This is a genomic window from Bacillus sp. FSL M8-0063, assembly GCF_038005545.1.
In the GTDB taxonomy this organism is placed as follows: domain Bacteria; phylum Bacillota; class Bacilli; order Bacillales; family Bacillaceae_G; genus Bacillus_A; species Bacillus_A wiedmannii.
In genome coordinates, this window is record NZ_JBBOTJ010000005.1 from 14,343 (window position 1) to 32,921 (window position 18,579).

The 18,579-nt window shown below is 36.9% G+C and carries 38 protein-coding genes; 37 read left to right on the top strand and 1 reads right to left on the bottom strand.

Annotation, left to right across the window (positions count from 1 at the left end; all coding sequences use genetic code 11):
* Positions 1-28: 28 nt before the first annotated feature.
* Positions 29-181 carry a hypothetical protein gene (locus MKX31_RS28450; RefSeq protein ID WP_340981916.1) on the top strand — a complete coding sequence of 51 codons (153 nt, stop codon included), beginning with the start codon at positions 29-31 and terminating at the stop codon, positions 179-181.
* A gap of 157 nt (positions 182-338) precedes the next feature.
* Complete coding sequence (locus MKX31_RS28455) at positions 339-458, top strand: DNA polymerase III subunit delta' (protein WP_240369155.1); 120 nt, start codon at positions 339-341, stop codon at positions 456-458.
* A gap of 35 nt (positions 459-493) precedes the next feature.
* Here MKX31_RS28455 and MKX31_RS28460 read toward each other — a convergent pair whose 3' ends face one another.
* Positions 494-841 (bottom strand): helix-turn-helix domain-containing protein, encoded by a 348-nt coding sequence (locus MKX31_RS28460; RefSeq protein ID WP_240369156.1) that lies wholly within the window; start codon positions 839-841, stop codon positions 494-496.
* A 179-nt stretch (positions 842-1,020) separates the two neighbouring features.
* Here MKX31_RS28460 and MKX31_RS28465 point away from each other — a divergent pair, with 179 nt between their 5' ends.
* The 35 genes from MKX31_RS28465 (at position 1,021) to MKX31_RS28635 (ending at position 18,535) form a co-directional block, all read left to right on the top strand.
* Positions 1,021-1,224: a helix-turn-helix domain-containing protein gene (locus tag MKX31_RS28465; protein ID WP_021728877.1), complete on the top strand. Its 204-nt coding sequence runs from the start codon at positions 1,021-1,023 to the stop codon at positions 1,222-1,224.
* A 65-nt stretch (positions 1,225-1,289) separates the two neighbouring features.
* Positions 1,290-2,123 (top strand): ORF6N domain-containing protein, encoded by an 834-nt coding sequence (locus MKX31_RS28470; protein WP_240369157.1) that lies wholly within the window; start codon positions 1,290-1,292, stop codon positions 2,121-2,123.
* A 13-nt stretch (positions 2,124-2,136) separates the two neighbouring features.
* Positions 2,137-2,400: a hypothetical protein gene (locus MKX31_RS28475; protein ID WP_240369158.1), complete on the top strand. Its 264-nt coding sequence runs from the start codon at positions 2,137-2,139 to the stop codon at positions 2,398-2,400.
* 133 nt (positions 2,401-2,533) lie between these two features.
* Positions 2,534-2,671, top strand: a complete 138-nt coding sequence (locus MKX31_RS28480) for a hypothetical protein (protein WP_340981917.1) — start codon at positions 2,534-2,536, stop codon at positions 2,669-2,671.
* A 210-nt stretch (positions 2,672-2,881) separates the two neighbouring features.
* Entirely contained in the window at positions 2,882-3,082 is a 201-nt protein-coding gene (locus MKX31_RS28485) for a hypothetical protein (RefSeq protein ID WP_262754261.1), read from the top strand.
* 1 nt (position 3,083) lies between these two features.
* Positions 3,084-4,034 (top strand): YqaJ viral recombinase family nuclease, encoded by a 951-nt coding sequence (locus tag MKX31_RS28490; RefSeq protein WP_340981920.1) that lies wholly within the window; start codon positions 3,084-3,086, stop codon positions 4,032-4,034.
* Positions 4,034-4,321, top strand: coding sequence for a hypothetical protein (locus tag MKX31_RS28495; protein ID WP_340981922.1), 288 nt, complete (start codon positions 4,034-4,036; stop codon positions 4,319-4,321). The genes MKX31_RS28490 and MKX31_RS28495 overlap by 1 nt, the downstream gene beginning before the upstream one ends.
* Positions 4,322-4,354: 33 nt before the next feature.
* Positions 4,355-5,182 (top strand): recombination protein RecT, encoded by an 828-nt coding sequence (recT, locus tag MKX31_RS28500; protein WP_340981923.1) that lies wholly within the window; start codon positions 4,355-4,357, stop codon positions 5,180-5,182.
* A 169-nt stretch (positions 5,183-5,351) separates the two neighbouring features.
* The gene (locus MKX31_RS28505) at positions 5,352-5,573 is read left to right on the top strand and encodes a hypothetical protein (RefSeq protein ID WP_078183713.1); all 222 of its coding nucleotides are present in this window, start codon (positions 5,352-5,354) and stop codon (positions 5,571-5,573) included.
* On the top strand, positions 5,574-6,365 hold the full coding sequence (locus MKX31_RS28510) for a hypothetical protein (protein ID WP_340981924.1): 792 nt from the start codon (positions 5,574-5,576) through the stop codon (positions 6,363-6,365).
* The gene (locus tag MKX31_RS28515; RefSeq protein WP_340981926.1) at positions 6,358-6,714 is read left to right on the top strand and encodes a replicative helicase loader/inhibitor; all 357 of its coding nucleotides are present in this window, start codon (positions 6,358-6,360) and stop codon (positions 6,712-6,714) included. Before MKX31_RS28510 ends, MKX31_RS28515 begins: the two co-directional genes overlap by 8 nt.
* Entirely contained in the window at positions 6,711-8,042 is a 1,332-nt protein-coding gene (dnaB, locus tag MKX31_RS28520; protein WP_340981927.1) for a replicative DNA helicase, read from the top strand. The genes MKX31_RS28515 and dnaB overlap by 4 nt, the downstream gene beginning before the upstream one ends.
* Positions 8,043-8,098: 56 nt before the next feature.
* Entirely contained in the window at positions 8,099-8,344 is a 246-nt protein-coding gene (locus MKX31_RS28525) for a helix-turn-helix domain containing protein (RefSeq protein WP_445661314.1), read from the top strand.
* Positions 8,341-8,604, top strand: coding sequence for a hypothetical protein (locus MKX31_RS28530; RefSeq protein WP_340981930.1), 264 nt, complete (start codon positions 8,341-8,343; stop codon positions 8,602-8,604). Before MKX31_RS28525 ends, MKX31_RS28530 begins: the two co-directional genes overlap by 4 nt.
* 13 nt (positions 8,605-8,617) lie before the next feature.
* Positions 8,618-8,941 carry a hypothetical protein gene (locus MKX31_RS28535; RefSeq protein WP_340981931.1) on the top strand — a complete coding sequence of 108 codons (324 nt, stop codon included), beginning with the start codon at positions 8,618-8,620 and terminating at the stop codon, positions 8,939-8,941.
* Entirely contained in the window at positions 8,938-9,621 is a 684-nt protein-coding gene (locus MKX31_RS28540) for a hypothetical protein (RefSeq protein WP_340981932.1), read from the top strand. Before MKX31_RS28535 ends, MKX31_RS28540 begins: the two co-directional genes overlap by 4 nt.
* Positions 9,581-9,721, top strand: coding sequence for a Fur-regulated basic protein FbpA (gene fbpA, locus MKX31_RS28545; protein ID WP_340981933.1), 141 nt, complete (start codon positions 9,581-9,583; stop codon positions 9,719-9,721). Before MKX31_RS28540 ends, fbpA begins: the two co-directional genes overlap by 41 nt.
* 166 nt (positions 9,722-9,887) lie before the next feature.
* Positions 9,888-10,169 (top strand): glutaredoxin family protein, encoded by a 282-nt coding sequence (locus MKX31_RS28550; RefSeq protein WP_340981934.1) that lies wholly within the window; start codon positions 9,888-9,890, stop codon positions 10,167-10,169.
* A gap of 10 nt (positions 10,170-10,179) precedes the next feature.
* Positions 10,180-10,356, top strand: coding sequence for a hypothetical protein (locus MKX31_RS28555; protein ID WP_179861607.1), 177 nt, complete (start codon positions 10,180-10,182; stop codon positions 10,354-10,356).
* 4 nt (positions 10,357-10,360) lie between these two features.
* Positions 10,361-10,864: a dUTP diphosphatase gene (locus MKX31_RS28560; protein WP_340981936.1), complete on the top strand. Its 504-nt coding sequence runs from the start codon at positions 10,361-10,363 to the stop codon at positions 10,862-10,864.
* A gap of 31 nt (positions 10,865-10,895) precedes the next feature.
* Positions 10,896-11,903, top strand: coding sequence for a DNA (cytosine-5-)-methyltransferase (gene dcm, locus MKX31_RS28565; RefSeq protein WP_340981938.1), 1,008 nt, complete (start codon positions 10,896-10,898; stop codon positions 11,901-11,903).
* A 32-nt stretch (positions 11,904-11,935) separates the two neighbouring features.
* Positions 11,936-12,205, top strand: coding sequence for a hypothetical protein (locus MKX31_RS28570; protein WP_445661311.1), 270 nt, complete (start codon positions 11,936-11,938; stop codon positions 12,203-12,205).
* 88 nt (positions 12,206-12,293) lie between these two features.
* Positions 12,294-12,644 (top strand): YopX family protein, encoded by a 351-nt coding sequence (locus tag MKX31_RS28575; RefSeq protein WP_340981940.1) that lies wholly within the window; start codon positions 12,294-12,296, stop codon positions 12,642-12,644.
* A 26-nt stretch (positions 12,645-12,670) separates the two neighbouring features.
* A complete protein-coding gene (locus MKX31_RS28580; protein ID WP_340981941.1) occupies positions 12,671-13,057 on the top strand; it encodes a hypothetical protein in 387 nt (128 codons plus the stop codon).
* A 134-nt stretch (positions 13,058-13,191) separates the two neighbouring features.
* Positions 13,192-13,368 (top strand): hypothetical protein, encoded by a 177-nt coding sequence (locus MKX31_RS28585; protein WP_340981942.1) that lies wholly within the window; start codon positions 13,192-13,194, stop codon positions 13,366-13,368.
* 2 nt (positions 13,369-13,370) lie between these two features.
* Complete coding sequence (locus MKX31_RS28590) at positions 13,371-14,000, top strand: Holliday junction resolvase RecU (protein ID WP_340981944.1); 630 nt, start codon at positions 13,371-13,373, stop codon at positions 13,998-14,000.
* Between the two features lie 14 nt (positions 14,001-14,014).
* On the top strand, positions 14,015-14,260 hold the full coding sequence (locus MKX31_RS28595; protein WP_154131783.1) for a hypothetical protein: 246 nt from the start codon (positions 14,015-14,017) through the stop codon (positions 14,258-14,260).
* 137 nt (positions 14,261-14,397) lie between these two features.
* A complete protein-coding gene (locus MKX31_RS28600; protein ID WP_000436121.1) occupies positions 14,398-14,781 on the top strand; it encodes a hypothetical protein in 384 nt (127 codons plus the stop codon).
* Positions 14,782-15,765: 984 nt separating this feature from the next.
* On the top strand, positions 15,766-15,969 hold the full coding sequence (locus MKX31_RS28605; RefSeq protein WP_340981946.1) for a hypothetical protein: 204 nt from the start codon (positions 15,766-15,768) through the stop codon (positions 15,967-15,969).
* 88 nt (positions 15,970-16,057) lie between these two features.
* Positions 16,058-16,228, top strand: coding sequence for a hypothetical protein (locus tag MKX31_RS28610; protein ID WP_340981947.1), 171 nt, complete (start codon positions 16,058-16,060; stop codon positions 16,226-16,228).
* The gene (locus MKX31_RS28615; protein WP_340981949.1) at positions 16,216-16,395 is read left to right on the top strand and encodes a hypothetical protein; all 180 of its coding nucleotides are present in this window, start codon (positions 16,216-16,218) and stop codon (positions 16,393-16,395) included. The genes MKX31_RS28610 and MKX31_RS28615 overlap by 13 nt, the downstream gene beginning before the upstream one ends.
* Positions 16,386-16,538, top strand: coding sequence for a BC1881 family protein (locus MKX31_RS28620; protein WP_340981950.1), 153 nt, complete (start codon positions 16,386-16,388; stop codon positions 16,536-16,538). The genes MKX31_RS28615 and MKX31_RS28620 overlap by 10 nt, the downstream gene beginning before the upstream one ends.
* Positions 16,539-16,548: 10 nt before the next feature.
* Positions 16,549-16,692: a hypothetical protein gene (locus MKX31_RS28625; protein ID WP_340981951.1), complete on the top strand. Its 144-nt coding sequence runs from the start codon at positions 16,549-16,551 to the stop codon at positions 16,690-16,692.
* A gap of 490 nt (positions 16,693-17,182) precedes the next feature.
* Complete coding sequence (locus tag MKX31_RS28630; RefSeq protein ID WP_340981953.1) at positions 17,183-17,767, top strand: recombinase family protein; 585 nt, start codon at positions 17,183-17,185, stop codon at positions 17,765-17,767.
* Between the two features lie 12 nt (positions 17,768-17,779).
* A complete protein-coding gene (locus MKX31_RS28635) occupies positions 17,780-18,535 on the top strand; it encodes a GIY-YIG nuclease family protein (RefSeq protein WP_340981954.1) in 756 nt (251 codons plus the stop codon).
* The last annotated feature ends 44 nt before the right edge of the window (positions 18,536-18,579 follow it).

The window sequence follows — 18,579 nt, forward strand, 5'->3', positions numbered from 1 at the left end:
ATTATCTTTATAGAAAGAGGTGAATTTATTGAAAAAGATTTTAATGCTTTTACCAATCTTAGCAATTGCTGGAGTATTTGCTTTCTCAGCTGACAAAAAGGTTGAAGAACCGAAACAAGAAGCAGCAAGCTATGAAAATATTATTTTGTACGCAAACGAACCAGGCGGAGGCGGCCTTTAAGGTTCTTATATATAATTAATAAAAAATGCGATTGTCCTGAAAAGGATGGTCGCATTTCGTGCTTTTAGGGGAAGTTCGGTTTTTATCAAAAAACAGAGAAGCCGAATCTTTGTGAACGATTCACAAACTACTATGAAGATAATGGAGGATGTTGGGGATGGAAAAGTATACAGAATTAGAAGTGTTAATCAGTAAGGCGAAGAGCGGGGATCAGGAAGCAATCGCAGCTTTAAATGCAATCATGGAGCAGATGAATCATTTCCAAGTGGAAGTTTAAATAAAAAATAGACGATTGTCAGCTGAATATCGCCATCAATCGTCTAAACTGTTTACTGCACCTTTAATCATGCTTAATATTAGTTTTTGTTTATCTTCATCAAGTTTTTCTATCTTACTAATCATGTCGTGTAATTCTGTTTTAACTTCTGATGACTGACTTTCATCTAGGTTTTTATAATTAGAAAGTCCCATTACATAGTCTGCAGACACATTACCTAAGTTTGAAATCTTAGATACAGTATCTCTAGAAGGTTTTTTCTTACCTGATTCAATTAAGGATACCATCCCTTTACTTACTTCAATAGCATCAGCGAAACTTTGCTGACTCATAGCCAGGCTAGTCCTGATTTCTTTAACACGAATACCAATAATGTTTTCCATCACTTAAAACTCTCCTTTAATTGGGCTACTATAAGTAGTTCCCTCATATAAAATGTAACAGAAAAGTTTACTCAAAGACAACTTTTATTTTTATTTTATGATTTTTTTAAAATTATATGTTTACTTTAGGTAAACGTTGTTATATAATCAAATCAACGAAACGAATAAAGGTGATTAACATGGCGAAATTAAATACGCAAAGGGCTAAACAGATACGGTTGCAACTAGGTTATAGTCAAGAAGAAGTAGCAAAACACCTAGAATGCACAAAAGGATCTTACTGCCAAATGGAACTTGGTTATCGACAACCTAGTCTTGAAAAACTAGGGAGATTATCGAAGTTATACAAGGTATCGACGGATGAACTTTTAGAAATAAGTTAACTATAGGTAGTCAAATTTTTTTAAAGTTATGTTTACCTAAGGTAAACGATGGGGGAGGAATAATAATGAATGAATTACAGGTCATCGGTAAACAAAATATCGCAGGTTATGAATTTACCGGAATTGAAGGTGGATTCGGTAAAGACAAAAAAGCGATGTTAGCAAAAGAAGTTTCCGAAATTCATGGTCAACCATTAAAAGAAATCAATCGTCGCATCAACACAAACAGAAACCGCTTTAAAAACGGCGTAGACATCATTGATCTCCTAAGTGGCTCTGAACCACTTAGGGAACTAGCGATATTAAACGGATGGATTGGCAGCAATCGAACACAAAATGTGTATCTTTTATCAGAACGAGGATATGCAAAGCTCTTAAAAATTCTCGAAGATGATACAGCTTGGGAGTTATACGACAAATTAGTTGATGGATACTTCAATATGAGAAAACAACAAATAGATACTACTCAACTAAGCCCAGAACTTCAAATGTTCCAAACTCTTTTCACAACATTAGCTACACAGGAGCTGAATCAGAAGAAGTTGGAACAGAAAGTAGACAACATTAGTGAAATTGTAGCTTTAAACTCTACAGATTGGCGAAAAGATACAACTTCAATTTTAAACAAAATAGCTCGTAAACAAGGTGGATTTGAAATGTATCGTAAGATCCGCAATGAGAGTTACGAAATTTTAGAACAAAGAGCCAGTGCTAAATTGAGTATTCGTGTAAACAACAAGAAAAAGAGTATGGCGTTAGAAGGTGTATCAAAATCAAAAATCGATAAAGTCTCTAACTTAGACATCATTGGTGAAGAAAAACGTTTACTAGAAATTTATTTAGCAATAGTTAAAGAAATGGCAATCCGTTATCAAGTAAACATTAATGAGGCTATATAAGGGAGGAACAACAATGGCAAACGTAAATATGAGCACAGTATTGAAAGCGAAACTATTCAGTGACTTATTGAAGTATTTAGACGATGTATCAACATCATTAATGATCCAACGTGACGATATGTTAGAAAATGATGAAAACGAATTAAATATGGAATCTGTTAAAGAGATAAATAGCTTGTTAGATAAGAATGAAGAATTTGAGTGTGATATTAAATCGTTGTTGATTACGGAAGTAGACAAAATACATGAAGAAGTGATGGAAATCAAAATCTCCTAGAACAGAAGGCGGTGTAAACAATGGAAGAAAGCACATTCTCACATTTAATGATATTGGTGGCAGTCATTGTTCTTGCTGGATTCATCTACCTGATGGATCGGATAGACAAACGGATTATGAAGGATGAAAAGTGATGGATAAACAGCAGCGAGATGCAGACGAACGAAAGAAAATCTTGTGGATCATAAATGATTTAAAAGCTAGAGACGTACATAAAAGCGCGGAAATCGTTGCTATTCAACATTACGAGTTTATAACTCTAGCTAAATAGGACAAGCTCTCGCTTGTCGGAATATTCAGGAATCTAATGATGGTCCCCACCTTACCGAAAAGGTTCCTGGATATTCCGATGCGTGAAAGCATCAAAACAAAATAAAACCAGCCGATTACCCCTAATCGACTGGTTCAGGAAACGACGCAATAAATTGTACCTCTATTATAACACGGTCGTTTCTTCCAGTAAATAAGGAGGAATGTGGAAATGATTGAAAACGGAATGTTAATCGGTAATCATCACGATTCATCAGCTAGAGACTTCATTGAACTGTGTTGTGGTTGTGAAGGAGAGATCTACTACGGTGAAAGTTGCTTAGACTTCGGTGGAGATTACTTACACGCAGATACAGATTGCATTACTCAATATGTAAAGTCTCATTCTACAGAGAAAGTAGCAGGTGAATAATATGGAAGCAAACGTACTTATAACAACTGAAGATATGGCCCATGAACAATGGTTAGAAGCTAGAAAAGCTGGTATTGGCGGTTCTGATGCAGCAGCTATTGCAGGGTTAAATAAATGGAGCTCTCCAATTGGAGTTTACTACGACAAAACAAGCGAAGCGGTTGAAAATCAATTGCCAAGCGAAGCGGCTTACTTTGGAAATGTCTTAGAAGAAATTGTAGCGGAAGAATTCAGCAAACGTACAGATATAAAAGTTAGAACATGCAACGCGATCTTACAACATCCTGATTACCCTTGGATGCTCGCAAATGTGGACAGGCTTGTTGTTGGTGAAAAGGTAGGACTTGAGTGTAAAACAGCTTCTGAGTACTTAAAGAAAGAGTGGGAAGGCGAAGAAATCCCAGCGTCTTATCTTCTACAATGCCAACACTATATGGCTGTAACGGGGTATAAAGCATGGTGGATTGCAGTGTTAATTGGCGGTAATAAATTCATCTATAAAAAGATTGAACGTGATGAAGAAATCATTCAGTACCTAATCGATATTGAAAAAGACTTCTGGTTAAACCACGTTGAGAAGGGAATCCCTCCAATGTTTGATGGATCGGAATCGTCATCTACTTTACTAAAAGAAATGTATCCGGATTCGGTTGAGGATAGCGAAGTCGAATTAGGAAATGAGGTTGAGTTATTAATAGAAGCTCGTGATCAGGTAGATAAGGAAATTAAAGCGTTGGAAGAACAAAAAACAGAGTACGAAAACAAAATTAAAGCAAAACTTGGTTCAAATGAGATCGGGAAAACAGAAAACTACAAGGTTTCTTGGAAAACACAAGTTTCTAATCGAATTGATAGCAAACGATTGAAAGAAGAACAACCAGAATTGTACAAGCAGTACTTAAAACCATCTAAAAGCAGAAAATTTACAGTTAAACAGGGAGGAAATGAATAATGGAATGTCCACATTGCGGAGCAGAACTTGAATATCACGATTACTACTATAGAGGGATTTACGGCACAGAAACATATGAAAAGTTAGGCGATATTTATAAGTGCCCTAATTTCGAAGGTTTTGAAGATGAAGAAGATGCAAAAGAATACGTCGAATCGAACAACCTTGAAGTCGGTGAGGGTAATGACTTTGAAACGCTTGAAGAGGTTTGTTGTGGAAGTACAGATTGGGACGGTAATTTCTATACAGATATGCAGGATGAGTTACATGAAGGTTATCCTTGCTAAATAAAATCATTAAACACTAGGAGGAAATGAATAATGGCAAACAATGAAACTATTAAAAACCAATTAGCAAACCGCACTGAAAATAAACCTGCAAGCCCTGAACAAACGGTTGAAGCTTATATGAAGAAAATGGGCCCAAGAATGGCAGAAGTATTACCGAAACACATGGATATGGACCGTATGAGCCGTATTGCCCTTACGACAATAAGAACTAACCCAACTTTATTAGAATGCACTGTTCCTTCTCTTATGGGGGCTGTGATGCAAGCGGTGCAACTCGGATTGGAACCAGGATTACTTGGGCATTGTTACTTACTTCCGTTTAACAAAAACGTAGGTACAAAACAGAATCCACAGTGGGTTAAGGAAGTTCAATTCATCATCGGATACAAAGGAATGATTGACCTTGCAAGACGTTCAGGTCACATTCAAAGCATTTATGCTCATGCAGTTTATGAACACGACGAGTTCGAATACGAATTAGGGTTACATCCTAAATTGACACATAAACCTTCATTTGGAGATCGAGGTTCATTCATAGGGGCTTACGCAGTTGCTCACTTTAAAGACGGTGGATACCAAATGGAGTTCATGCCAACAAGCGAGATTGAAAAGCGTCGTGGTCGTTCTAAATCGAAAGACTTTGGCCCTTGGAAAAGTGATTATGAAGAAATGGCAAAGAAAACAGTCGTTAGATCGATGTTTAAATATCTTCCAATTAGTATCGAGGTTCAAACACAGGCGCAACATGACGAAGTGGTTCGAAAAGATATTACAGCAGAACCAGAATTTATTGAAGCAGAAGAAACAAATGAAGAAACAACAAGCCAAGAACAATCAGAAATTGTATTTGAACAATGATTGGAAAACAAAGTAAGGTACTCCTTCCGGCTTGGTGCTGGAAGGATGCCAAATCAACAGACGAAGTAAAACAAAATGTACTGAAATATATAAATCCAAAACGCTACCCAGGTTATAGGGTCCTGAAAGTATCGAAAGGATTTGCAATATGTGAACGGGAGGAAACATGATGTTCCAAGTGCCAGTAAGACGTGGATCGATGAAAGAAATGTTAACAGCAGTTCGTGATTTAGAGAAACGGGGTTATGACTATGTAACGCCAATAACAAAAGTGTACAGAGCAGAAAAGACATTTTATAACGATGGAAAGTTCAAAGGGAAGGACAAAATTCGATTCACAGGCATGGAAGATCGTGCAAGTTATGAATGTTGGATGAAGAAGGTGAACTAAATGAGTAATTACAACACGATACGTACTATTATTTCTCAAATAAGTGGACAAGAAAATATAGTTGTTGTGCCAAAACTGTTCATCAAATTAACAGGCGATCTTACAACGGCAGTGCTTTTAAACCAAATCGTATTTTATAGTGATAAATCGAAAAGAACAGACGGTTATTTCTATAAATCACATAAGGAATGGCAAGAAGAAATCTGTTTAACCAAACGTCAGGTTAGTTACTCTACAGCGAAATTAAAAGAAATGGGACTTGTTGATACTAAGTTGATGAAGGCAAACGGGGCACCGACTCTTCACTACAAATTGGATTATGACAAATTGGTAGATTGGATAGTAACAAATTGTAACAATGGAAAGTCACAAAATGTAACTATGGATTCTAACAATTTGTCACAATCTTTAACAGAGAATACTACAGAGAATACAACAAAGAAAAAGACTTCTTGTCAAAAGTTTGCAACTTCCGACCTAGAGAATGCGAAATTGTTATTCGAATTAATGTTACTAAACAACCCATCAGCAAAAGAACCTAACTTAGAAAAATGGGCTAATGACTTCCGTTTAATGAGAGAAAAAGATAATAGAACGGATGAAGCGATTAAATACCTTATTAACTGGACGCAAAAGGATGACTTCTGGAGTACTAACATTCTTTCGCCATCTAAGTTAAGAAAACAGTTTGATGCATTAGTAGTAAAGATCAAGAAAGAGAAGGCGAAAACTCAGCCTAAAGTCGTTAAAGGTAAAAAGGAATTAAGAGAGGAGGATTTTGACCTTGAATAAGAAGCAGACGTTTGAATTATTAAAAGCAATTAGTGCATTGTATCCAATATTTGAAGTGACACAAATAAAAATTGATTTATGGACTACTATTCTATCGGAACAAGAATATGAGGAAATGCTAAAAAACCTTTCTAACTATGCAAAATACAATCAATTTCCTCCTAAACCAGCGGACTTATTAAAAGAAGATCATGAAGTGAAATATACAGGGCCAACTGTCGCGGAGACAAAATCAATGTTCAATCAGTGGGATGAAAATAGCAAAGATGTGGCGCCGCAAGAGGAACGGGAAAAGCATTTAAAAGAAATAGCGAAGATATTGGGGATTAAACGGAGGGGAAGACAGTGAATCACACTTTAGATTACGAGGGGTTATATAGCATCCAAGCGGAGCAAGGTCTTCTGGGAGGACTAATTTTAGATCCAGACAAGATAAAAGATATTAATTTACAACCTGAGCAGATGTATCGTCCTCAGCACGTCCATATCTTCCGTACAATGCTCGAAATCGATAGCGGAAACGAACCAGTAGACTTCGTAACGATGACCGCTAGATTGGCTGAGAAAGGGCTTATAGAAGATGTTGGTGGAATTGGTTATCTTGCTCAATTATCTGAATCGACACCAAGCACTTCTAATATTAAATACTATGAAAAAATCGTGTGGAGTAAATGGCGAGATCGAGAGGTTGTTAGAAATACAGAAGCGCTAAAACAGGCAGTTCATAGCGGGAATGATACGGAGCTTGCTATACAAACACAAATGGCAGCGTTACTGAATTTAAGTAGGGAAGACAAGAACAGTGACGGGCGAATCAAGGATGGACTTATAGAAGTTTTCGGCGAGTTAGAAAATCCAGTTCGTGGATTGGCTGGAATGGATACAGGATTCACTGAATTAAACCGCATGACGGCAGGATTTAAACCACAGGAGTTAATAATTGTTGCAGCAAGACCATCGGTAGGTAAAACAGCATTCTGTTTAAATGTAGGAAGCAATGCAGCAGGAGAGCAAGGTGAAGGTGATGTAGTCGCTATCTTCTCGCTTGAAATGGGACAAAAGGAACTACTGAAGAGAATGGTTAGCATAAACGGGAATATTGATGGGAATCGCATGAAAACAGGCGAGCTAAACCCAGAAGATTGGACGAAGTTAACGCAAGCTATGGGAGTTTTAAACAACAAAAATATTCGAATCTTTGACGATGCAGGGATAACAACAAACTTTATATGGTCGAAGGTTAAAAAGTTATGCGATGAGTTCCCAGGCAGACAAATCATGGTGATCATTGACTACTTACAACTCATAACAGGGAATCCGGTACATAAAGGAAACAGACAAGCAGAGATTGCAGAGATTAGCCGGACGCTGAAAACGATGGCTCGCCAATTAAATATATGTGTGGTTGCTCTATCTCAGCTAAGCCGTGGTGTAGAACAACGTCAAGACAAAAGGCCTATGATGTCAGATTTACGCGAGAGCGGGCAAATAGAGCAGGATGCGGACGTCATAGCGTTCCTATATCGCGAAGATTATTACGACAGAGAGACAGAAAACAAAAACACAATCGAAATCATTATAGGGAAGCAAAGGAACGGCCCGGTTGGATCAGTAGAATTGGCATTCATTAAGGAATACGGGAAGTTCGTAAATCTAGAAAGAAGATTCGATTCATAACGGAGGGGAAAGATATGCCAAAACTTGAAACGGAAGTAGATAAAGAAAATTACACGATGGTTTTGCAAGAGAAAAAATACATGAAAAAGTCACGTCGTAACTTATATATCGCTTTAGAAGATTTGGACTTGTTGTTTGATGAAAGCGAAGTGATTCGATTGCAGGAAATGTGGAAGGAAGGCAAAGGGATCCTTGAAATTGCAAAAGAGTTGGGAAGACATCAATTAGAAATTGCCGCTTTGATTATGGATCAGGCAGACAAAAATATTATTAAGTCGCGTCCGATGGGGTTGGGAGCATGAAACAACTAACACTGGAGGATGTTGTTGGAAGTTTCGATTACACAGCAAAGAGTACGGCAGAGAGATTTCTTGCAAAACCTAGCGTTATAACGTATTCGGTCGAGTTTTACGATAAGGATGATAAATGGAAGCTCAGATGGTTTGAAGCGAAGTCAGAGAGCGAAGCCGTGGGAATGGCTAAAGATAAATACGGACGTATCGAGATTATTAACACGTATATCTCAGATCGGACCCTGAAAGAAATTATGGAGCTAGATTAGGAGGAAGATGGTGGTGGATAATAATTACCTTCCAATCCCTACTTGGGAACAATATGAAATAGCTAAGAGCAATGGAATTAACAAAAGGAATGTAGACCAACGGATTATACGTGGTTGGAACATATCAAAAGCTATCACATGGCCAGTAAATGAATCATTCACGAAAAAGTATAAGAAAGAGTTAGAAATTGCGGAGAAAAACGGGATTGGGTACCGGTTATTCCGCAAACGTATAAAAGAATCTTTTTGGGAGCCATTTGAGGCTGCTACTGTTCCGAGGTTGACCAATAAAGAAGCAGCAGAAATATCATCAAGAGTAAGGAGGATACCTAAATGACAATATACATCACAGACGAGCAGTATTTAATCGCAAATAGAAACGGTATTTCAAAGAAAAATGTATATCAACGTGTGAACGAATATGGTTGGTCGATAGAGAAAGCTATTACGAAACCTCTTCATAATACCAAAAATAAAAAAACAGATCGCGCTTTAATGCTGTTAGCTGAATTAAACGGAATTAGTTATGCCGCTTATAAAAGGAGAATAAAAGATGGAATGGATCCTCATGAAGCTGCTGTTAAGTGCAACAAATACAGCGTAGAGTTTCAGATTGCATTAGACAATGGTATTGGAAGTGAAGCCTTTTACTCTCGTCTCAGAAGAGGAATGACGCCCTATGAAGCAGCGACGCAACCATTAAAGTATAAGAGGTTTTCTAATAAATATAAGAAAGAATTAAAAATCGCTAAAAGCAACGGGATTACTTATCAAACATTTTATAAAAGAGTTATGGATTTAGAATGCGATCCAATGGAAGCAGCGACGAAAAAGTCAATTGAAAGAAGCAGTAACGCGGCTATAGCAATTAAAAATGGAATAAGCGAAAACACGTATTACCAGAGAGTCCATAAAGGATGGAGCAAAGAAGATGCAATGACAATTCCAGTAGTGAAAAGTAAGAGGTATTTCGATCGTGAACAAAAAGCGAATTTACATAGAAGTACTACTGCATAAAGGGATTTACAAGGAAGAAAATACTGGACGTCAGCTTTATGAAATGGATGAAAAAGAGTTATGGAAACTAATAAAAGGAGATGGAAAGAATGACAAATGAAGAAATAACTAATGCGGCAATGAAGCTAATGTCAGAGGAGTTAATATCTTGGGAAGACGCTTTAAAACAAATATTAAGAGAAGAGGGAATTGAACAATGAAACCAATCGAAAACGGCGTTTATGAAATTACTAAATTAATTAATGATGCGAAGGAGAATGAAGAGAATGGCAACTAAGATCGTTATGTATACAGGAAACACATGTGGGAAATGCAAAGCTGCAAAGGAGCGTCTTGCAGACCTGCCGCCGGATATAAAAGAAAATGTGGAATTGATCGAAAGGAATGTAGATGAAAATGAGCATGATTATAAATTTTTAACGGAACAATTAAAATCGAATTCGCTACCTACATTTCTTATTAACCCGGAAGAAGGTTCGACGGATTATAAACCGTTAATTGGATTTGATGAAAATATTGGGAAAATCATGTCAGCGATAGGTTTGTAGGAGGGATTGCATGAAGAAAGAAACGAGAATTCAACTCGAATCAGAATTAAAAAGTGTTCAAAGCGATGTTAGCAACACGAAGTTACATATCCACATGTTAAACCTGGAGAAACAAAAATCAGAAAGAAATCTATCAGAATTAGTTGATCGCAAAAATAAAATTATCATGCTACTAAAAGGGGCGTAACGGAATGAATTTACGAGTGAAGATTAAGCGAGTGAAAGATGTAGAGCTACCGCGATATGCGAAACCTGGGGATTCGGGTTTTGATCTAGTTGCAGCGGAGGACACGATTATATGGCCAGAAGCAACAGAGGTTGTACCAACAGGATTATCTCTTGAAATTCCGTCGGGATACGAGTTACAGGTGAGACCAAGAAGTGGAATATCACTTAACACAGATTTAATAGTAATCCTTGGAACGGTTGATTCGTCGTATCGTGGAGAGGTTGGAGTTATAACAAAAAATTCAAGATCATTAATAGGAACAATGACGGATTATTTACGAACTATTGATGATGAATTTGCTCGAGTGGATGGGTTACACCAAGAGGGGTCTTATATTATCCGCAAAGGCGAACGTATTGCTCAAGGTGTCATAGCGCCAGTGGAAACAGCTAATTTTGTTGAAGTGGATGAGTTATCGGTTAGTGAGAGAGGCACAGGTGGTTTTGGGAGTACAGGAGTTAAGTAAACGATATTTTATTAGAAAGCGAGGTGGTGATATGAGTCTTACTTTTATAGACTTATTCGCCGGAATTGGTGGTTTTAGATTAGGAATGGAACAAGCAGGTCATAAATGCCTTGGATATGTAGAATGGGACAAGTTTGCTAGAAAATCATATGAAGCAATACATAATACTGAAGGAGAGTGGACGGCACATGACATTACAACCGTTACAAACGAGGAACTACGATTATTTAGAGGAAAAGTCGATGTTATCTGTGGAGGATTCCCTTGCCAAGCCTTCAGCATTGCCGGAAAGCGATTGGGATTCGCAGAAACTAGAGGAACTTTGTTCTTCGAAATTGCTAGATTCGCCAAAGAAATCCAACCACAATATTTATTCCTTGAGAACGTCAAAGGCCTACTCAATCACGACGGAGGGAACACATTTAGAACAATCCTCTCCACGCTTGATGAATTGGGGTATGATGCGGAATGGCAAGTACTTAACAGCAAAGATTTCGGAGTCCCACAAAACCGTGAGAGGGTGTTCATTATCGGACATCTTAGAGGACGAAGTAGACGAGAAGTATTTCCTATCAGAGGAAGTTACGAAACGCCTGGTATTAAAATTGTAGGTTCAACAAAGAACCATAACGCGTTAGGTACAAACTATCGGCACTCTGTACATGAAATCTCGGGAATTGTTGGAGCTTTAAGCGCTACGGATTATAAACAACCAAAACAAATAATGATTGCTAGTAATTTAGATATAAAAGGTGACAGTATAAAATATTCCGTCCTGAATTCAAAAACAAGAAGAGGACGGGTTGGTAAAGGAATTGCTCAAACATTGGATACGTCCTGTAATCAAGCAACAATCGAAAACAAACCACCTTATCGAATTAGAAGATTAACCCCAAGAGAATGTTGGAGACTCCAGGGCTTTCCGGATTGGGCTTTTGATAAGGCACAGGAAGTAAACTCAGATTCTCAGCTTTATAAACAATCCGGAAACTCAGTGACTGAGACAGTCATCCATGAGATAGCAAAGAGATTAGTATAAAAATTTCATTTTGTAGAAAAGTAGGTGATCCGGTGGGGTATACGTTCATATTTTTACTAGGTTGGATTATTGGTCTAGTTACGGGATTGGTAGAAAAAGTGAATAGCAAAATAAACGCGAATGAGAAACGAAAAGATATTATCAAAGCTAATTACCATGAATATAGCGAACTAGCAAAAGAACGGCAAAAGATACGTGAAGAAAATGAGTTTTTAAAAGATGATATCCAAATAATGGACGAGCGTATTGAGGAACTTGAAAAAGAGTTGCATGAATTAAAAAGAGCAGCTAGCAAAAGCTAACTGCTCATGTAAAAAAATCGGAGAAAGATAACAATGTATCTACAGTATTGACGGAATTTTGAGTTTTATTCAGGGGAGGAAGATTAAGATGAGAGAAATTAAGTTTCGTGCGTGGGATAAAGAATTTAAACAGTTCAGTGATATGGCACTTAATTATAAAATTGCGGATATAAATTGCTACACCGATTACGAATGGATGCAATACACAGGTCTAAAAGACAAGAATGGTAAGGAAATTTGCGAAGGGGATATTGTAAGAGTAAATAAGTTAACTTTTGAAAACTCCGGACCATTACCTGAAAATCTGGTTGTTAAGTTTTATAACGGAATGTTTCAGCTTTTCAGAGATGATGAATATTTATATGGACTTCATTTGATGTATATAGAAGATGGAGAAGTAATCGGAAACATCTATGAGAATCAAAACCTAACAAAATAATCCTTTTAATAGAAAGGTAGATTGTAATGAATAAGTTATGTAAACACCAAAAAGTGTATGAAAATAAAATGTTGTTTACATATCCACCACAAGTTAGATGGATATGTAAAGATTGCGGAGAATCAGGAACAGATGTCGCAGTAATTCAAGATGCTAAAACAGAATATGTAAAAACATATACAGGTTTCGAAGCATTGGATCGTATGAAAACAAATTGGCTTCAGTTGGTGAAGATAGAAAAAGACCCATTTGGTCTTGAACATATTTATATACGTGGTGAAGATGGAATTATTTCAAAGGTGATCTACAAAAAGGAAATTGGCGAGATGTCTATAGAATCAAAAGATTATAAGCTTAAGTGGTTTGCTGAGAACACATTTATAGATGTTGATATAGAGAGTCTGAATAAATAACCCTTTTATAGGAGAGACATGAATGAAATATCACATTAAATATTACATCAAATTATTAATGTACATTTTATGGAATACAGAAGCACCAAAGAAAGAGCATTTAAGACATTTTAAGAGAAAGTGAGGTTAAAAGAATGGAAGGTAACGTAAAGCTATTAGGTGCAGATGGAATGTGCGGAATGGAGTTTACAGGAAGTAAGGTCAATGTTTACAACGATGAAGGACACGTAATGGAGAGTATGACAACAAAGGAGCATGTTCAGGAAGTTATTGATTTTCTTGAAGAGTGTAAAGAGGAAATGGAGGAATAAAGATGGGACTAGGAAACCGCGGAATGGCGTTTGAAAAGCTTATTAATCTATCGAATGAAATGTATCAAAGGGAGGGAGTGGCGCTTATAAATAAGCGTGCAACTCCTGTGAAGGTGTTAAAAAGTAAAGGTGGCCGTGTCCTAAGTGGATTCTATGAAGCTAAAAGTACAGTAGACTATGACGGCGTATATAAAGGACGAGCAGTAGCATTTGAAGCGAAATCAACACAGAGCCTTACACGATTTGATTTAAGTAACATTGCACAACATCAATTAGATTACCTGGAGAAAGCAGAAAAGATGGGCGCGATTTGTTTCTTCCTTATAGAGTTCAGTAAGGATCAAACAGTATTCCTTGTACCTGCATCAGTTGTTCAGTCTTACGTAAGGATGTCACATCAACCAAATGGCAAGAAGTCTATATCAAGAGCGGACTTTGATATTTATGGATACTTAGTAGAGCAGACAGAACGAGCGCCAGTGGATTACTTACAATACATTGATGAAGCGGTAGCACCAGTTATGTTTGATGGAATGATTCAATTTGATCAGGACCATAAGAAAGTAGCAAATAACATTGAAGCAGCAAAAGAGAAGATGGCCAACAAGAAACGAAAATTATTAAAAGCTTAATGGAGGGTGAAGAAATGTTTATTACAGAGCTGAGAAAGAAATTGAAGGAAGTTTGCGATAGTAAAGTAATGGTTAGGGTTGCAGGTTGCGGTCACTTTTATGTTTACTTAGCGTACTCCAAAGATGTTTCTATAGTTAAAAAAGTAGTAGAAGAACTTAATGAATTATTTAACAGTGATGTAAAATTCAACAGAAGTGTAGGTAGTGTAGACGGAAGAGTATATAACTGGTACTTAAGTTGTTGGGGATTAGAAGGATAAATGGATAACGGAACCATGCAGAGTGGATGGTGGGGGCTACTCGCTATGCATGTTTCCCTTATTCAACAAAGAGATAGTAAAATTTCACGTACCTGATGTGAATGTAAAAAACAAAATTCGAAATAGGGGGATTACAGATGGAGCAATTAGCATTCTTTCCAGAAATCGATGACAAGGAGTATAAGTTAATTCAAAAAGCAGTAGTGAAGGTGTTACGTGATTATAAGGCTCTAGCTGTACGTATGGAGAATCAAACTGAGTGCGAGAGGGAAAGTATTCAGTTATTCCCTGAATTACGTGATACAAGGAAATTGAATGATTATAAGTACTTACAGATTAAAAGAGCACTAGACCACTCATTAGATCTTGAACAAAGAGAGATTATTGAACGGAAGTATTTAAAAGGTGGGGTAATGAATGACACATTAATTAAGGCTCAAATGATGTTAGAGCATAAGTGGTATTATTATCAAAAGAAAAGTGCGATTATGGCAATTGCGACAGCATTACGTATGATTTAAGTAAATAAAAAATCGGGAACAAAATGGGAACAAATACGGAAGAAAGTGAGGAACAAATGAATGCGGTTTTCAAATTATCATTATCTTACAAGCTTATTAACGAGCTTTGGACAGCCCTTTGACAACCGCATATCGAAGAGGATTAGTACTCCTTAACGTATACCGCGGCAGGGCGGGCATGGGCGGTAAGAATCTCGCCGTAAGGGTGGTAAGATTCCCTTAAATGATTAACAATGACATATTCCAGTGTGGCGGGTGTGAGATAACTCGCATTCGTCATGCTGTTTTACTTCTCAATGAGTGTATAAGCGTACCGCCTTTCGTTTGTAGGCTCATAGGTAGTAAAAACACATCTGTCATGTGATTTCTTGATTTCAATGTTAAAACTGGATCTTTTTACAAATGGGATATTGGTCTGTTAAATTAAATGAATTACATGTTATAAAAGAAGTTTCAATTGTTTTATACGGAGTTGCTCACGACAATTACTAATGTAAGTCATGGTTCTTCTTTTAAACAACAAAACGAGCAAAGAGTTCCGCTCTTTGTTTGAACTAACATAGTGGAGCCTCCTCTCCATCCCCTTGAAAATATGTTAGTTCAAACAAGGCGTCGGAAGAAAGATATACGTCTTGGATATAATCACGTTATCAAACGAAAATGGTCAGCAAAGGCGAAAGCTGAAGTATTGACCGACTCTACGGAGCATAAAAAGGAAATAGTTTCGACTGTTTCCCTAGCTAAATCAACGATGGTGTAAGGTGCATATTCGCGAAGGTGAGGGTTCAATTCCCTCAAGTTGGTTTAGTGAGGGAAGCTGTTGATTCCTATTCTTCTCCCAGTCACCGAACGTAAAGCGCGTAGCTAATAAGAGCTAAAACATTACATGATGCGGTGGCTTGGAGAAGGTTGAGAGTAATCAGCTTGACAGATTAGTCTATAGTCGTTTAAATAAGTTAACTACTATAGAAAGAAGTGAATAGAATGAATGAATTTATCATTGAAGAAGGTTTTAAAAGAGCAATAATGGAATGCAAGCATTGTGGGTGGGAAGCAGACATTATTAAGTCAAATAATACTGCAATTTTGGAGAATAATCGCCGAATCGCAGTAGAAAAAGCTCAGTACCGATGCCGAATTCCTGAATGCTCTGGAAAATCGGATTATTACTTCAATCGTCAATCGTAATTAAGTATTAAGCATCCATAACGGGTGCTTTTTTCTTTGTTATATAGAAATTACACATTAAACGTGAAGTTGAATGGGAGGATTACTATTGGTTAACATAGATTCCTTTATGGAAGGTTTTATATTGTCTTTGAGTATGAGTCTTAAAGACGGAAGTGCGAAAGAGGAAGAACTGATTGAGAAGATTATAGCTAGAGGAATTTCGAAAGAATACGCTGTATCGATAGTAGAAGAGGCTAAGAAGAGATGCAAGCAATAGCAATTATCTTAGGCGCTGCCGTGATTTGGTGGGCGTCTTGTTTGTTGTTAAGGAAAGATAAGGATAAGCCTACTTTATTGGATAGAGAGGTTTATGGGTTTTGGGATAACGAAGAAGATGATGTTTATGAAGTTTATAACGATAAGGAGGGAAAGAAATGGACTTAAAGAACGTATCAACGAAAGACTTGAGTGAAGAATTAGAGGAGCGTGAAGGCGTTGCGACAATCCAAGTAGAGCCTTATGAAAAGATTGAGGTTGGTGGTATTGTTGTTGATGGTCCTGCAATTATCCTGATTAATAAGGATTAGGGGTGAAGGGATGACTAGAGAAGAAATGATTCGATTCGTCATTGAGGGTGGAAAAGAGTTTGGGGAAAATTACACTCTTAAAGGATTAGAGAATATGTCTGATGAGGAATTGAAGAAACAAGTTGAGTGGGTTGATTATCTGTCAGGTAAGTAGAGGTTAGGGGTGAGGGGATGAGCGAAAACATACAAATACTTTTGATAGTGTGTGTCACAATTTACATGTTATTCTTCACTTGGTGTATGTATAAATCCTAACAAAACAAACGAACACAACGAACGAAAAAGAAAAGCAAGAATCAAATGATTCCTGCTTCATGGAGAGCTCGGACTAAGTCAGCGATAGCAAAGATTAATCCTGTTAATTTAAATTCTGAAGTGATCGTTTCATTTTCTAATTCTGTCTTTTTAATTTTCATAGTAAAACCTCCCTAAAATGTGTTCATATATGTAGTACCGTTGCCGCGCTATTCGAAATAAAATAGAGATAGTTAAAACGTCCTATTTAGGTCTACCCTATACGGACATAAAAGAGCAAACGAATTTATTATACTTCTTAATGTCCTGTTTACATATACGGAAAATAAATGTTATTATGTACTTAGAATTAATTTCCGAACACGTTAACGGACAAAGGGGAAGATATTATGATAATTGGTTATGCTCGCGTTTCTACACAAGAACAAAATTTAGCTAGGCAATTGAAACAGCTGAATGATTATGGATGTGATCATGTGTATGAAGAGAAAACAAGCGGAGCAACAACAAACAGAGAAGAACTTCAATTGATGCTTGATAATTTACAAGAAGGTGACACGATTGTAGTTACCGATTTAACACGTATCAGTCGTAGTACAAAGGATTTATTTGAACTAATTGAAGTTATTAAGAGTAAAGGAGCTTCGATTAAATCAATAAAAGATACCTGGCTTGATACGACAAGTGATAATCCATATAGTACTTTCCTACTCACTGTAATGGCTGGCGTTAACCAGTTAGAAAGGGATTTGCTTAAGATGCGCCAGCGAGAAGGTATAGATCTTGCTAAACAACGTGGCGTATATAAGGGAAGACCTAAAAAATACGGTGATAAAAATCCTAAAATGGAGCATGCTTTAGAGCTGCTTACTAATCGTGAAGAGAATGGCTACACTGTTAAGAAGATATGTGAAGTTACTGGTGTAAGTCGTACAGTTCTTTATGAGAGAGCAAAAGAAAAGGGGATAATGTAGGAGGGGAAAGGCGTGGAAGAATTAAACTTTATGAGTTTTGAAGAGTTTAATAATAAAATACAAAGTCACGACAGCGGGGTTTACTTAATCACCGATCATAATGACAAAATTGTTTATGTAGGCAAAGCTTTTAAAATAAAGACTAGGGTTCATGCTCATTTTAATGGTTATTCGAATACTAAAGATTATGCGCACCTGTTCAATAAAGTGGCTTATATATTAGAAGATAGTCCGTTAAAGCGTTCATTATTAGAGATAACTTATATGATTGAATATAAAACAGTGCTAAATAAAGAGGTGCAAGAGGAGTTCCCGGTTTTATACACTGACTATATTAAAAATACAAATGCAAAGTACAAACATGTAAAAATGATTCCTGAAATCGATGAAGCTTTTAAACAGGCTAAACTAGAGGATGCTGTAAGAGACATTGAAAAAGGGAAACATAGGGTTACGACACCTCAGATGATTGCGTTACAGAAGGAAAGAGCTAGGGAAAGAGATAGATTTAAAAAAGAAATGTTCAAATCTGTTGGTGGGAAGTCGATTTTTTATGAGGTCCTTTCGCTATTGGACAGTGGATATAACCCTAATATGTTAGCGAATGCACTGAGTATAGATATCAATGTTATCAGCGCATTGAAGGAGCGAAGAAAGGATTTTAAAATACCTCGTAATCATCAGAGAATGATTAAACACCAGGATATTATGTACTCTTTATCTGGTCGAAAAAGTACAAATAACTCAAGATTAGATCATTTACTTTAAAGTAGCGAATCAGCTGCTTTTTATTTTATATAAGCGATTAGCGT

What these genes read in the sequence shown, in the direction of transcription:
- MKX31_RS28455 (WP_240369155.1), top strand. Translation starts at nt 339, where the DNA reads ATGGAAAAGTATACAGAATTAGAAGTGTTAATCAGTAAGGCGAAGAGC.
- MKX31_RS28460 (WP_240369156.1), bottom strand. Translation starts at nt 841, where the DNA reads ATGGAAAACATTATTGGTATTCGTGTTAAAGAAATCAGGACTAGCCTG.
- MKX31_RS28465 (WP_021728877.1), top strand. Translation starts at nt 1,021, where the DNA reads ATGGCGAAATTAAATACGCAAAGGGCTAAACAGATACGGTTGCAACTA.
- MKX31_RS28470 (WP_240369157.1), top strand. Translation starts at nt 1,290, where the DNA reads ATGAATGAATTACAGGTCATCGGTAAACAAAATATCGCAGGTTATGAA.
- MKX31_RS28475 (WP_240369158.1), top strand. Translation starts at nt 2,137, where the DNA reads ATGGCAAACGTAAATATGAGCACAGTATTGAAAGCGAAACTATTCAGT.
- MKX31_RS28480 (WP_340981917.1), top strand. Translation starts at nt 2,534, where the DNA reads ATGGATAAACAGCAGCGAGATGCAGACGAACGAAAGAAAATCTTGTGG.
- MKX31_RS28485 (WP_262754261.1), top strand. Translation starts at nt 2,882, where the DNA reads ATGATTGAAAACGGAATGTTAATCGGTAATCATCACGATTCATCAGCT.
- MKX31_RS28490 (WP_340981920.1), top strand. Translation starts at nt 3,084, where the DNA reads ATGGAAGCAAACGTACTTATAACAACTGAAGATATGGCCCATGAACAA.
- MKX31_RS28495 (WP_340981922.1), top strand. Translation starts at nt 4,034, where the DNA reads ATGGAATGTCCACATTGCGGAGCAGAACTTGAATATCACGATTACTAC.
- recT (WP_340981923.1), top strand. Translation starts at nt 4,355, where the DNA reads ATGGCAAACAATGAAACTATTAAAAACCAATTAGCAAACCGCACTGAA.
- MKX31_RS28505 (WP_078183713.1), top strand. Translation starts at nt 5,352, where the DNA reads ATGTTCCAAGTGCCAGTAAGACGTGGATCGATGAAAGAAATGTTAACA.
- MKX31_RS28510 (WP_340981924.1), top strand. Translation starts at nt 5,574, where the DNA reads ATGAGTAATTACAACACGATACGTACTATTATTTCTCAAATAAGTGGA.
- MKX31_RS28525 (WP_445661314.1), top strand. Translation starts at nt 8,099, where the DNA reads ATGGTTTTGCAAGAGAAAAAATACATGAAAAAGTCACGTCGTAACTTA.
- MKX31_RS28530 (WP_340981930.1), top strand. Translation starts at nt 8,341, where the DNA reads ATGAAACAACTAACACTGGAGGATGTTGTTGGAAGTTTCGATTACACA.
- MKX31_RS28540 (WP_340981932.1), top strand. Translation starts at nt 8,938, where the DNA reads ATGACAATATACATCACAGACGAGCAGTATTTAATCGCAAATAGAAAC.
- MKX31_RS28550 (WP_340981934.1), top strand. Translation starts at nt 9,888, where the DNA reads ATGGCAACTAAGATCGTTATGTATACAGGAAACACATGTGGGAAATGC.
- MKX31_RS28555 (WP_179861607.1), top strand. Translation starts at nt 10,180, where the DNA reads ATGAAGAAAGAAACGAGAATTCAACTCGAATCAGAATTAAAAAGTGTT.
- MKX31_RS28560 (WP_340981936.1), top strand. Translation starts at nt 10,361, where the DNA reads ATGAATTTACGAGTGAAGATTAAGCGAGTGAAAGATGTAGAGCTACCG.
- dcm (WP_340981938.1), top strand. Translation starts at nt 10,896, where the DNA reads ATGAGTCTTACTTTTATAGACTTATTCGCCGGAATTGGTGGTTTTAGA.
- MKX31_RS28575 (WP_340981940.1), top strand. Translation starts at nt 12,294, where the DNA reads ATGAGAGAAATTAAGTTTCGTGCGTGGGATAAAGAATTTAAACAGTTC.
- MKX31_RS28580 (WP_340981941.1), top strand. Translation starts at nt 12,671, where the DNA reads ATGAATAAGTTATGTAAACACCAAAAAGTGTATGAAAATAAAATGTTG.
- MKX31_RS28585 (WP_340981942.1), top strand. Translation starts at nt 13,192, where the DNA reads ATGGAAGGTAACGTAAAGCTATTAGGTGCAGATGGAATGTGCGGAATG.
- MKX31_RS28590 (WP_340981944.1), top strand. Translation starts at nt 13,371, where the DNA reads ATGGGACTAGGAAACCGCGGAATGGCGTTTGAAAAGCTTATTAATCTA.
- MKX31_RS28595 (WP_154131783.1), top strand. Translation starts at nt 14,015, where the DNA reads ATGTTTATTACAGAGCTGAGAAAGAAATTGAAGGAAGTTTGCGATAGT.
- MKX31_RS28600 (WP_000436121.1), top strand. Translation starts at nt 14,398, where the DNA reads ATGGAGCAATTAGCATTCTTTCCAGAAATCGATGACAAGGAGTATAAG.
- MKX31_RS28605 (WP_340981946.1), top strand. Translation starts at nt 15,766, where the DNA reads ATGAATGAATTTATCATTGAAGAAGGTTTTAAAAGAGCAATAATGGAA.
- MKX31_RS28615 (WP_340981949.1), top strand. Translation starts at nt 16,216, where the DNA reads ATGCAAGCAATAGCAATTATCTTAGGCGCTGCCGTGATTTGGTGGGCG.
- MKX31_RS28620 (WP_340981950.1), top strand. Translation starts at nt 16,386, where the DNA reads ATGGACTTAAAGAACGTATCAACGAAAGACTTGAGTGAAGAATTAGAG.
- MKX31_RS28625 (WP_340981951.1), top strand. Translation starts at nt 16,549, where the DNA reads ATGACTAGAGAAGAAATGATTCGATTCGTCATTGAGGGTGGAAAAGAG.
- MKX31_RS28630 (WP_340981953.1), top strand. Translation starts at nt 17,183, where the DNA reads ATGATAATTGGTTATGCTCGCGTTTCTACACAAGAACAAAATTTAGCT.